We start from the raw sequence: 10,787 nt of genomic DNA, 5'->3' as shown, positions 1-10,787 counted from the left end.
CCTTAAGGAGTGCGCACGTGCAGGGATACGAATCGTCGACCTACGGCGACCACATGACCGACCACGACGCCATCGGCTGGCCGGCCGCGAAGGACGAGGACGCGGCGGTGGGGTTCCTCGTGGACGTGGCCAAGCCCGGCCATGCGCTGGAGCTCGGGGTGGGCACCGGGCGGGTCGCCCTGCCGCTGGCGGAGCGGGGGGTGCGGGTCACCGGCATCGACGCCTCCCCCGTCATGCTCCAGCAGATGGCCGACAAGCCCGGCGGCGCACAGGTGCGGGCCGTCCAGGGCGACTTCGCGGAGGCCGCCGTCGACGGGACGTTCGACCTCGTCTACGCCGTCCAGCACACGTTCTTCCTGCTGCGCGACCAGGAGACCCAGATCCGCTGCTTCCAGAACGTGGCCGCGCGGCTGGCCCCCGGCGGCGCCTTCGTCCTCCAGCTGTTCGTCCCCGATCCGCACCGGCTGATCCAGCCGCAGGCCAGCGACGCCCTTCATGTGGCACTCGACCAGGTGGTCCTGCGGGTCTCGAAGTTCGACCGGGTGACGCAGACGGTCAACCGGCAGTACGTCGCCATCACCGAGGGCGGGACGAAGCTGTACCCCATGGTGTTCCGCTACGCGTGGCCCACCGAGCTGGACCTGATGGCGCGGCTGGCGGGCCTCCGGCTGGAAGGGCGCTGGGACGGCTGGTCGCGGGCGCCCTTCACCGCGGAGGGCGGGTATGTCGTGGTCTACCGGAAGCCCGCCGAGGCGGTGTGAGGGCCTACGCCACGGTGTCGCCGACCCGGACGGGTCGGTTGGTGGTGACCGACTCGATGGCCGCGAGCGCGACGGACAGGGCGGCGCGGGCGTCCTGTCCGGTGACGGAGGGGGCGCGGCCGGTGTGCACACACTCGGCGAAGTCGGCGAGTTCGGCCACGTAGGCGTCGTGGAAGAGTTCCTGGTCGTAGGTGACGCATTCGGCGGCGCTGCCGTCCGGTCCGTAGGCGGTCAGATGGCCGCGGCGGATGTCGCCCATGGTGAGCATCCCCGCCGAGCCGAAGACCTCACCGCGCACGTCGTACCCGTACACCGCCTGGAAGTTCGCCTCGGCGGTGGCGAGGGCGCCGTTGTCGAAGCGGATGGTGACCACGGCGGTGTCGAGCAGTCCGCGCTCCTTGAAGTCGGGGCGGACCAGGGCGTCGGCGAACGCGAAGACCTCGACCGGCGCGGCGCCGGGGTTGAGGTGGCGCAGGGTGTCGAAGTCGTGGATCAGGGTCTCCAGGAAGATCGTCCACGGCGGGATACGGCCCGGATCGGCCAGCTCGGGGTCGCGGGTGAGCGAACGCAGCAGCTGCGGGGTCCCGATGGCGCCCGCGCGGACCTTCTCGTGGGCGGCGTGGAAGCCCGGGTCATAGCGGCGGTTGAAGCCCACCTGGAGGGGGACACCGGCGTCGGCCGCGGCCGCGATGGCGCGGTCCGCCTCCTCGAGGGTGACGGCCATGGGCTTCTCGCAGTAGACGGCCTTGCCCGCCCGCGCCGCGGCCTCGACCAGCCCGGCGTGGGTACGGGCCGGGGTGGCGATGACCACCGCCTCGACCCCGGGGTCGGCGAGCAGCTCGGCTATCTCGGTGTACGCCGTGGCGCCGCCCAGCCGGTCGCCGAGCCCCTGCGCGGCACCGGGGGCCGGATCGGCGATGGCGGCCAGACGGACGCCGGGGAGACGGCGGGCGAGGGTCTCGGCGTGGAAGGAGCCCATGCGTCCGGCGCCGATGAGGCCGATGGGGAGGGGGTGTGATGTGGTCATACGGATGCTCCATGGGGTCTGTGGGTGGCGGCGTGCGATGAGGGCGACGGCCTCGCGGGCGCGCGCTTCAGCGGCTGAAGGCGGAGCGGAAGCGCTCCAGAGCGAGGTCGCTGTCGCCGGAGGCCCACGCCTCCATGGCGACGGTGCCCTCGTAGCCGAGATCGGCGAGGGTCCGGGCGAGGGCCGGGTAGTTGATCTCTCCCGTTCCGGGCTCGCGGCGGCCGGGTACGTCGGCCACCTGGATCTCGCCGATCAGGCCCCGGCCGTGGGCCCGGCGAACCAGCTCGATGAGGTTTCCCTCGCCGATCTGCGCGTGGTACAGGTCCAGGTTCATCCGCAACCCCGGCCGGTCCACGGCCTCGACCAGGGCCAGAGTGTCGGCGGCCGTCGCGAACGGCACACCGGGGTGGTCCACGGCGGTGTTGAGGTTCTCCAGGGTGAAGGTGACCCCGGTGCGCTCGCCCAGCTCGGCGAGGCGGGTGAGGGTGCGGTGGGCGGCGATCCACATCGGTCCGGTGGCCTCGCCCGCCACCGGTGCCACCGGCAGGCCGTCGCCGTCCAGCCCGGTGCCGTGCAGATTCAGCCGGGGGCAGCCGAGCCGCTCGGCCACCTTGACCGACTCCTCGGCGGTGCGCAGGAGTTCGGCCGCCCCGTCCTCGTCCGTCAGGCTGCCGCGGAGGTAACCGGTCATGGAGGAGAACACCGCACCGGTCCGCTCGAGGGCGGTCGTATCGTGTCGGCTCCAGTCCCAGATCTCGACCTGGAAACCGGCGTCGTGGATGCGCCGCGCCCGTTCCTGGATCGGCAGATCCAGGAAGACCATCTCGGCGCAGACCGCCAATGTGTACATCGCCACTGCTCGCTCTCTCTCCGGCCCCGGCAACGCGGACTAGAACGTTCCAGTCACTAGAACGTTCTAGGGGAATGAGCAGCAGTACGCCAGCCACCATCCATCCCTGTCAAGGGCGGACGGCGGAATCACTAGAACGTTACAGAGGTGAGGGCGCGTGGGCCGGGCCCTGGGCTACGATCGTCGCGCCCGGAAACGAAACCCCGACCGAAGACGACACCTCGACCAGGGAGACCAGTGGTGCCACCGACGCCGGCCGTCCCCCATGGGAAGCGCCCGACCCTCGCGGACGTGGCGGCGCGGGCAGGCGTGTCCACGGCGCTGGTCTCCATCGTGATGCGGGACGCCAAGGGCGCCGGTGCCGCCACCCGTGAGCGGGTCCTCCAGGCGGCACAGGAGATCGGCTACCGGCCGGACGCCCGGGCCCGGCTGCTGCGCAGCCACCGGTCCCATCTCCTCGGGGTGCAGTTCGGCCTCCAGCACCCCTTCCACTCCGATCTGCTGGAGGGCGTCTACGCGGTGGCCGAACCCGCCGGGTACCAGATCGCGCTGAGCGCCGTGGCCGCCGGGCGTGGTGAGCAGCGGGCCACCGACACTCTGCTCGCCGACCGCTGCGAGGCCCTGATCCTGCTCGGCCCGCAGGCCCCGGCCGCGCGGCTGGCCGAACTCGCCGCACAGCTCCCGGTGGTCTCCGTGGCCCGGCGGCTGCGGGGGTCCGCCCCGGGGGTGGAGGTGGTGCGGACCGCCGATGACGAGGGCGCCCGCCAGGCCGTGGACCACCTGGTGGCCCTCGGCCACCGCGACATCGCCCATATCGACGGTGGCCGGGCACCCGGCGCCGCCGACCGGCGCCGTGGCTATCGCACCGCCATGAGCCGCCACGGCCTGGCCGACCGCGTCCGCGTCCTGCCCGGCGGTCTCACCGAGGAGGACGGCGCCGCGGGCGCCCGCGCCCTCCTCGACGCCACTCCCCGGCCCACGGCCGTCCTCGCCTTCAACGACCGCTCCGCCACCGGCGTCCTGGACACGCTCCTCCGCGCCCGGGTCCCCGTCCCCGACGAGGTCTCCGTCATAGGCTTCGACGACAGCCACTTGGCGCGCCTGGCCCATATCAACCTCACCACCGTCGGGCAGGACATCCCCCGCCTCGCCGAACTCGCCGTCGGGCGGGCCATCGCCCGCCTGGAGGGAGAGCCGATCCCCGACGGGGAGGCCGTGGTCGCCCCCCATCTCGTCATCCGGGGCACCACGGCCGGGCCCGCCCCCGTCTGAGGCGCGAGGACCGGGCCGTTTCACCGCTGCCCTCAGAAGTCGGGTACGTGCCCAGGTACGGGTGGCCGGGCCCCACTGTGCCCGGGACGCCGCGGCGACACGGCGATAGAGTGCCCGGGAATGTCCCTCGATCACTGGAGAGAGCGCGGTTGAGCGACACAGTAGTGATCTTGACTGCACTGGGCCTGGAGTATGAGGCGGTGCGGGCGTACCTCAGAAATCGGGACTTCGTCCGCCATGAGACCGGCACCGTCTTCGAAGTGGGCACGCTCGCCGGGACCGCGTGGCGGACGGCGCTGGCGGAGGTCGGAGAGGGCAATGACTCGGCCGCCGTCGTCACCGAGCAGGCCCGCCAGCTCTTCTCGCCCAGAGCGCTCCTGTTCGTGGGAGTGGCGGGCGCGCTCAAAGACGACCTGGCACTCGGTGATGTCGTCGTCGCCACTCGGGTGCATTCCGTTCACGGCGGCAAGGACGCCCCCGAAGGATTCCTGGCGCGTCCGGAGGGGTGGGCCGGTTCACATGCGCTGGTGCAGTCGGCCCGGCACGCACTGCGTGGCCGGTCGTGGCACACGGAGCCGGCGCCTGGTGACACCGATGGGCAGCGGCACCCACGCGTGCACTTCAAGCCCATCGCGGCCGGCGACGTCGTGCTCAACTCCGCCACCTCCGTACTGCGCCAGCAGCTGCGGACGCACTACAACGACGCCGTGGCCATCGAGATGGAGAGCGCCGGAATGGCGCACGCCGCCCAGATCGGTCATGTCGAGGCCCTGACCGTCCGTGGCATCAGTGACATGGCCGATGGCAATAAATACGCGGAGGCCGACACCGAGCACCAGCCTCGCGCCGCCGCCCATGCCGCGGCGGCCGCGGTCGCCGTGATACGGCACCTGCCACCGCCCCAGGCGCCGTCTGCCCCACTCAGCCGGGCAGCGCTTCCCTCTTCGGACCGGGATGCCCTTCCCGGCTCCCACCGGAGCGGAACGCCATTGTCGCTCCGGCACCTCTTGTCATGCTTCGCGGACGCACCGCTGCCGCTGTATGTGCTCTCCCCCACGGCAATCTCGGCAGTCGGCATACCCGAGCTCTCCGCTGACCGGGTGGCAGATGAGATAAGTCAGTTCACCGTCGAGCCCGTCACGGCATCCGGGGAACCCGGCGAACCCATGGTGCCCTGCATCAGGGCGGGCGCCGCAACGCCGATGGACGCCGCATGCGAAACGCCCGACGAACGTGCCCGCCTGTGCACGTATGCGGGGGCGCTTCTGGATCACGCCGTGGCGGCACCCCCGGACGACTCCGGCCTGTCCCTCCTGACGCCGCACGTACTGGCCCTGCTGTGGCGCCGCGACGGCGATCCGGCACGGTCCATCGCGGCCGCGCGCCGAGTGCGGGACGCGTACCTGGCGCGCGGCCGCCACGAAGACGGGCTGCCCCTCGCCGTCCAGCTGGTGATGAGCGGCCAGGGCGACCTCAAGGACGACCTCGCTCTCGGCCGACTCCACAGCGGACGGGGGGACTTCGGGGAAGCCGAAGTCGTGCTCCGTCGGGTCCTCGCCAAGGCGGAGAAGGACGCCGCCGAACACGGGCTGTCGCTGGCCGGGCGAACCGGTCCCAGCATGAGGGACGTTCTCACCAACGACGCCGAAGGCCCGTTCACCCGAGATCTCTCCCAGACCCAATGCGACGTGCTTGGTTTCGCCGCCAGAGTTCAGCACGCCCTGGGCAACGCTCTCTACGGCCTGCGGCGGTACCCCGAGAGCGAGAGGCTGCTGCGAGCCGCCGTAGGGCTGCTCTGGAGAACCCAGGGGGCGGAGCATCCGAGACGCATGCTCGCCCAGATGCACCGAGCCCAAGCGGTCGCGCGGCAACATCGGTGGGAAGAGGCACTGGGTCTGGTGCACGATGTGATCCCCTGCGCCGCGCGGCTTCGGCTCGACCAGGACAGCCCGGAGACGGACGCGCTCATCCGCCTGGCGCATGCCGAGGTGACGGCCGAGATCGTCGCCTCTCGCCAGCGAGGCGACAGGCAGCGCACCCGGGGCGTCGGGATGTTTCCGGCCCCGGTGGTGAAGTGGCTGGAGCGCACGGTCACCCCCACTCGACCGGACAGACTCACCTGGGCCGACGTGCGAAGTCTCCGCGACGACGCCATCCGAGCCTGTGAGCGCGCCTTCGGCGGCGCCCATCCGCGGACAGCCGAGGCCAGGGCGGTGCGCGGCCGGGCGTCCGAGGAAATGGGCGGCTGAGCCAGTAGGGGCGACCCCGCTGTCGACGGCCCGTCCACCGGTGCGGTGGACGGGGAAGAGGGATGAGAGGTCAGCCGAGCTTCTTGAGCAGCTCTTCGGCGAGCGGGCCGGAGGAGGCCGGGTTCTGGCCGGTGATGACATTGCGGTCGACTTCCACATGCGGGGCGAACGGGTCGCCGACCCGCACCGTCAGGCCCGCCTCGGTCAGCCGGTCCTGCAGGAGCCACTTGGCCTTGTCGGCGTTGCCGGCCAGCTTCTCCTCCTCATTGGTGAAGGCCGTGATCCGGTAGCCCGCGTACGCGTGGGTGCCATCCTCCGTGACCGCCGCCAACAGCGCCGCCGGGCCGTGGCAGACCACGCTCACCGGCATGCCGCCGCGCACCGCGAGGGTGAGGATCTTGCCCGAGTCCGCGTTGACCGCGAGGTCCTCCATGGGGCCGTGGCCACCGGGCACATGGACGGCGTCGTATTCGTCCAGCGTTACGTCGCTCAGCGCGATGGGGGCGCGGAACTCCGCCGCGGTCTCGGTGACGCTCCTGACCCTGGCGGCGTTCTCCGGGCCGCCGTTGGCCTCGGGGCTGAGGCTGGCGGAGTCCACGGGCGGGACCACGCCGCCGGGGGTGGCCACGGTGATCTCGTGGCCCGCGGCCTTGAGCGCCTCATAAGGGACCACGGCCTCGTCGGCCCAGTAGCCGGTGGGGTGCTTCGTACCGTCGGCCAGTGTCCACTGGTCGGCACCGGTCATCACGAACAGGATCTTCGCCATGCTCACTCCTCGATGCGATCACGTGCGGTGCGTGTGATCGCTGGATTCTCCTGGGGCGTGGTCGCCGCCCCGATGTGGCGCCGCCGTCCTGGCGGCGTGCTCGAAGGTAGATCCACTGGGCATCGGAATGCCAATAGATCAGTCGATCGACGGCATCGGGTTTCCGATGGAAGGAGGTGCCGGGCACCTCTCTATGCTGGGCCGCATGGCGGACGGAACACACCAGGACGGCGACATCGTCATCGGCGGCGGGGTGCCCCCGCAACATGCCGATCTGAATCTGCTGCGCACCTTCCTGGCCGTCTACCGCTCCGGCTCGTTCACCGCCGCGGCGCCGCTGCTCGGACTCTCCCAGCCGACCGTCACCGCCCAGATCCGCGCCCTGGAGCAGCAGACCGGACGCGCGTTGTTCACCCGGCTCCCGCGCGGTGCGGAGCCCACCCACCTCGCCCATGACCTGGCCGGACACATCGCCGGGCCACTCGACGCCCTCGCCTCCCTCGGCGGCCGGAACACCGTACTCACCGGCCGCACCACCCCCGTCCACCTGGCCGGGCCCGCGGAGTTGCTGTGCGCCCGCGCCCTGCCCGCACTCGCCCCGCTGGTGGCCGAGGGGGCGCGGCTGCGGATCACGATGGGGCTGACCGATCCGCTGCTGGAGGCGCTGCGCGCGGGACACCACGACCTCGTGATCGCCACCAGACGCCCCGGCGGCCGCACACTGACCTCGCTCCCGCTGACGGACGAGGACTATGTGCTGGTCGCCTCGCCCGGCTGGGCCCGGCGCATCGGGGAGCGGCTGGCGGCCGACGGGCCGTGTGCGGCCGTCCGTGACGTACCGCTGATCACCTACGCGGAGGACCTCCCCATCGCCCGCCGGTACTGGCGCAGTGTCTTCGGCAAGCGGCTCACCGCCCAGGCCGCGGTGACCGTGCCGGATCTGCGCGGGGCCGTGTCGGCGGTCGCCGCGGGCGCCGGTTACAGCGTGCTCCCCCGTTATCTGTGCCAGGACGAACTCACCTCCGGCGGGCTCGTCCTGCTCCATGAGCCCGAAGAGCCACCGCTCAACACGCTCTTCCTCGTACAGCGGCCGGGCGCCGACGCCAACCCGGACGTCGCCCGGGTCCGGGAGCGGCTTCAGCGCGCCGCCCGCGGCTGGTAGCGCGCACACGCCGGGGACACCCATCGGGCGGTTCAGCGTCCGCCGTTCGGCGAGGACTCGTCCACCATGCCGTACTCCCAGGCCCAGGCCGCGATCTCGACGCGGTTGCGGGCGGCCAGCTTGCGCTGGACGTTGCCGAGGTGGGTCTTGACGGTGGACAGGGTGACATGGAGATCCGCGGCCACCTCCTCATTGGTACGGCCACGGGCGACCCGCCGGACCACCTCGACCTCGCGCTGGGTCAGCGGCTCGATCAGATCCTCGGGCCCGCTCCTCCCCCGGCGGGCCGGACGGGTCTCGGAGGGGGCCGGCCGGTCGCGGTGGGGTGCCATGTGCGCGAGCAGGCGGACGGTCACCGACGGGGAGATCAGCGAGTTGCCCGACGCCGCGGCCCGTACCGCCTCGGTGAGCAGACCGGGTGCGCCGTCCTTGAGCAGAAAGCCGCACGCGCCGTTGCGCAGCGCCCGGTAGACGTATTCGTCGAGGTCGAACGTGGTGGCGATGAGGACGTTGAGGGGATCCGGCACATCGGGCCCGGCGAGGAGCCGGGTGGCCTCCAGACCGTCCAGCTCGGGCATGCGGATGTCGAGGAGGCACACATCGGGCCGCACGCGGCGGGCCTGCTCCACCGCCTCCGCGCCGTTCGCCGCCTGGGCGACGACCCGCATGTCCGGCTGGGAGTCGAGAATCATGCGGAAGGCGGCACGGACCATCTCCTGGTCGTCGGCGATGAGTACCTGGATCGTCATGTCACGCATGATCGCAGGCGATCGTCTCCTCCGTGGCCGTCTTGTCCAGCGGCAGGACCGCCACGACGTGCCAGCCGCCGCCGTCCCGTGGCCCTGACGTGATGTGCCCGTTGACCTCCTCGGCCCGCTCGGCGAGCCCCACCAGACCGTAGCCACTCCCCTCGGCCGACCGCTCGGCGGCGGGCGAGGCGCCACCCTGCCCGTCGTCGACGACCGACACCTCCAGCCGCTCCGGATCGCCGGGCCGCACACCGATCCGCACCTCCACCCGGCCGACCCCGGTGGCGTGTTTGCGGACGTTGGTCAGGGACTCCTGCACCACGCGGTGGACCGTGGTGGCGATGCCGGGCGGCAGCGGCCGGTCGGCGAGTTCAGGGGCGAGGATCAGTTCGGCGGCCGGCCCCACCGCGGAGAACTCCTCGGTGAGGGCACGCAGATCACGCGGCCCGCGCAGCCTGTGCGGACCCGCCGGATCGCCCGTGGGCCGGGTCGTGGCGGAGGCGGTGGCGTGGTCCCGCAGGCTGGTGACCATGGCCCGCATCGAACCGAGCGCCTGGGATCCGGCCCGCTCGATCTGGGCGAGCATCCGGTCCAGGTCCTCCGGGGACTGGGTGTGTCCGGCCGCGGCCGTGAAGCGCGCGGCTTTGGTCTGCGCGACGATCGCGGTGACGTGGTGGGCCACGAAGTCGTGCAACTCCCGCGCGTGCTCAAGTCGTTGGGCCTGCCGGAAGGTCTCCCGCTCCCGCTCCCGCAGTGTGTCGTACAGACGCAGACACAGCCCCACCGCCACCATGAACGGCACGACACAGACCGCGATGACGGCGATCAGGTTCTTGAGGAAGTCGTCCCACAGCTCGATCCGCAGCGGAATGACCACGGCGGCGAGGGAGGACGCCGCGACCAGCCCGGCCGCCGGCAGCGGCGGACAGCGCCGCACGGCGCGGGTGCTGAGCAGCAGCAGCGCACCCAGTTCCACCATGCCCGGGGTGTTCGGGGGACGCGCGGACAACTGCGCCTCCGTCACGGTCAGCACGCACGAGACGGCCGACGCGCCGAGGGCGTAGCGCGCGAAGAGGCGTTCCGGCACGGCGAGCGTGGCCAGGCACAGCACTCCGGACACCATCGTCGCCGCGGCCATCGCCGGACGCGGCGCGTTCAGCCCCTCCAGGACCACGAGGACGACCAGAGCGGCGCCGACCAGGCCCTGCCGGAGGTGCCGGAAGCGGAAACGGGACCGGAACTCGGGGATCATGGCAGGTCACGCTACGGTCCGGCCGCCGTCGCCACATCAGACTTTCGGCCGAGGAAACCGGGGAAGTAGCGCGGACCGCTTCGGCATTCCGGTGGATCCGCCGCGCCACGTCCGCACGAAGGATGGTATCCGGGGCGACCGGAGAGCGCTCAGGCCTGATGCGCCACGCCCCTGCCGACCCTTGCCCGCCAACCCTTCCGAAGGCCGTCGATGTTCCGCACCGCCCTGCGCACCCTCCGATCCCATCGGCTCCGTTTCGCGATGCCCGCCCTCGCCGTCGTACTCGGTGTGGCCTTCGTGACCGGTTCGCTGCTCTACGGCGACTCCGTCCGAGCGGCCGTGAACCGCGCACAGTCCAACTCCCAGCCCGATGCCTCCGTCTCCATCACCGCGGACCCCGCCGTCCCACACCGGCTCGATGACACGCTGCTGCGGCGGCTGCGCGCGCTGCCTTCGGCGGCCGCGGCGCGCGGTGTGGTGGAGGGCCACTCCTTCCTCGTCGGCTCCGACGGCACTCTGGTGGGCGATCTGAACCAGGCCGCGGGCGTCAACTACGTGCCCGATGGCAGCGGCGAGGACGTCCGTTATCCGCTCGCCGAGGGCCGTGGCCCCCGCGGCGCCGCGGAGATCGCCGTCGACCGGCGGACCGCCGAGCGGGCCGGGTACCGGGTGGGCGCCCGGGTGCGCGTCGTCGTGGCC

Annotated in this window: 10 protein-coding genes; 5 read left to right on the top strand and 5 right to left on the bottom strand. The window is 72.0% G+C overall.

The window, feature by feature from the left end; translation table 11 throughout:
- The first annotated feature begins 17 nt into the window (after positions 1-17).
- Positions 18-761, top strand: coding sequence for a class I SAM-dependent methyltransferase (locus tag ACFXB5_RS19050; protein ID WP_385209086.1), 744 nt, complete (start codon positions 18-20; stop codon positions 759-761).
- 4 nt (positions 762-765) lie between these two features.
- On the opposite strand, the gene ACFXB5_RS19045 is transcribed toward ACFXB5_RS19050, so the two are convergent.
- Together ACFXB5_RS19045 and ACFXB5_RS19040 are read right to left on the bottom strand one after the other, a co-directional pair.
- Entirely contained in the window at positions 766-1,788 is a 1,023-nt protein-coding gene (locus ACFXB5_RS19045) for a Gfo/Idh/MocA family oxidoreductase (RefSeq protein ID WP_385209083.1), read from the bottom strand.
- Positions 1,789-1,855: 67 nt separating this feature from the next.
- A complete protein-coding gene (locus tag ACFXB5_RS19040; protein WP_385209081.1) occupies positions 1,856-2,638 on the bottom strand; it encodes a TIM barrel protein in 783 nt (260 codons plus the stop codon).
- Positions 2,639-2,878: 240 nt separating this feature from the next.
- On the opposite strand from ACFXB5_RS19040, the gene ACFXB5_RS19035 reads away from it, so the two are divergent.
- The gene (locus ACFXB5_RS19035; protein WP_385209078.1) at positions 2,879-3,910 is read left to right on the top strand and encodes a LacI family DNA-binding transcriptional regulator; all 1,032 of its coding nucleotides are present in this window, start codon (positions 2,879-2,881) and stop codon (positions 3,908-3,910) included.
- 170 nt (positions 3,911-4,080) lie between these two features.
- Positions 4,081-6,159: a tetratricopeptide repeat protein gene (locus tag ACFXB5_RS19030; RefSeq protein ID WP_385209075.1), complete on the top strand. Its 2,079-nt coding sequence runs from the start codon at positions 4,081-4,083 to the stop codon at positions 6,157-6,159.
- Positions 6,160-6,229: 70 nt separating this feature from the next.
- On the opposite strand, the gene ACFXB5_RS19025 is transcribed toward ACFXB5_RS19030, so the two are convergent.
- Positions 6,230-6,925 carry a type 1 glutamine amidotransferase domain-containing protein gene (locus ACFXB5_RS19025; protein WP_385209072.1) on the bottom strand — a complete coding sequence of 232 codons (696 nt, stop codon included), beginning with the start codon at positions 6,923-6,925 and terminating at the stop codon, positions 6,230-6,232.
- Positions 6,926-7,130: 205 nt separating this feature from the next.
- Here ACFXB5_RS19025 and ACFXB5_RS19020 point away from each other — a divergent pair, with 205 nt between their 5' ends.
- Positions 7,131-8,087 (top strand): LysR family transcriptional regulator, encoded by a 957-nt coding sequence (locus tag ACFXB5_RS19020; protein WP_385209070.1) that lies wholly within the window; start codon positions 7,131-7,133, stop codon positions 8,085-8,087.
- Positions 8,088-8,119: 32 nt separating this feature from the next.
- Here the strand turns inward: ACFXB5_RS19020 and ACFXB5_RS19015 are convergent, their stop codons facing one another.
- Positions 8,120-8,845, bottom strand: coding sequence for a response regulator (locus ACFXB5_RS19015; protein ID WP_385209067.1), 726 nt, complete (start codon positions 8,843-8,845; stop codon positions 8,120-8,122).
- On the bottom strand, positions 8,838-10,088 hold the full coding sequence (locus ACFXB5_RS19010) for a sensor histidine kinase (RefSeq protein WP_385209065.1): 1,251 nt from the start codon (positions 10,086-10,088) through the stop codon (positions 8,838-8,840). The genes ACFXB5_RS19015 and ACFXB5_RS19010 overlap by 8 nt, the downstream gene beginning before the upstream one ends.
- A gap of 210 nt (positions 10,089-10,298) precedes the next feature.
- Between ACFXB5_RS19010 and ACFXB5_RS19005 the strand changes: the two genes are divergently transcribed.
- Positions 10,299-10,787 (top strand): ABC transporter permease (locus ACFXB5_RS19005; RefSeq protein ID WP_385209063.1); only part of this gene is annotated, 489 nt, incomplete at its 3' end.

Origin of the sequence: Streptomyces sp. NPDC059455, assembly GCF_042750115.1 — a bacterium.
Taxonomy (GTDB): domain Bacteria; phylum Actinomycetota; class Actinomycetes; order Streptomycetales; family Streptomycetaceae; genus Streptomyces; species Streptomyces endocoffeicus.
This window is presented reverse-complemented; position numbering and strand designations above follow the sequence as displayed.